An 878-nucleotide genomic window follows, 5' to 3' on the forward strand; every position below is an offset into this window, starting at 1 on the left:
GAGGTGAAGTCCCCGATCCAGGCCCCGTTGTTGTTGACGATGGCCGCGAGCTGGGCCTCGTCGAGCAGGGGCAAGAGGTCGGAGATGAAGTCCACCGTGGCGGGGTCGTTGGCGATGGAGGCGATGGTGTTGCGGTCAAGTCCCGCCATGAGGGTCCCGATCCAGCCGCTCGCGTAGAGCTCGCTCAGGAGGTCGTTCACCGTGCCCACCTCTAAGCCGGAGACGAGGTCTCCCACCCAGGTGCCGTTGACGTTGACCATGTCCGCCAGGGCTTGGGCGTCGAGCAGGGGCAGCAGGTCGTTGAGGAAGGCGAAGGTGGCGGGGTCGTTGGCGATGCTCGCGATGGTGTTGCGGTCAAGTCCCGCCATGAGGGTCCCGATCCAGCCGGTGGAATAGAGCTGGGCCAGGATGCCGTTTATGGTCCCGGGCGTGATCTGGGAGGTGAAGTCCCCGATCCAGGCGGCGTTGTTGTTGACGATGGCGGCGAGCTGGGCCTCGTCGAGCAGGGGCAAGAGGTCGGAGATGAAGTCCACCGTGGCGGGGTCGTTGGCGATGTCGGCGATGGTGTTGCGGTCAAGTCCCGCCATGAGGGTCCCGATCCAGCCGTTGGAATAGAGCTGGGCCAGGATGCCGTTTATGGTCCCGGGCGTGATCTCCGAGGTGAAGTCCCCGATCCAGGCCCCGTTGTTGTTGACGATGGCCGCGAGCTGGGCCTCGTCGAGCAGGGGCAAGAGGTCGGAGATGAAGTCCACCGTGGCGGGGTCGTTGGCGATGTCGGCGATGGTGTTGCGGTCAAGTCCCGCCATGAGGGTCCCGATCCAGCCGCTCGCGTAGAGCTCGCTCAGGAGGTCGTTCACCGTGCCCACCTCTATGCCGGA

1 protein-coding gene is annotated in these 878 nt (G+C 65.3%); it reads right to left on the reverse strand.

What is annotated here, in order from left to right; translation table 11 throughout:
• A partial coding sequence (locus H5T44_06415) for a hypothetical protein (GenBank protein ID MBC7081852.1) occupies positions 1–857 on the reverse strand: 857 nt, incomplete at its 3' end.
• Positions 858–878: the final 21 nt, after the last annotated feature.

Source organism: Thermoplasmatales archaeon, from assembly GCA_014361195.1.
Taxonomy (GTDB): domain Archaea; phylum Thermoplasmatota; class E2; order UBA202; family JdFR-43; genus JACIWB01.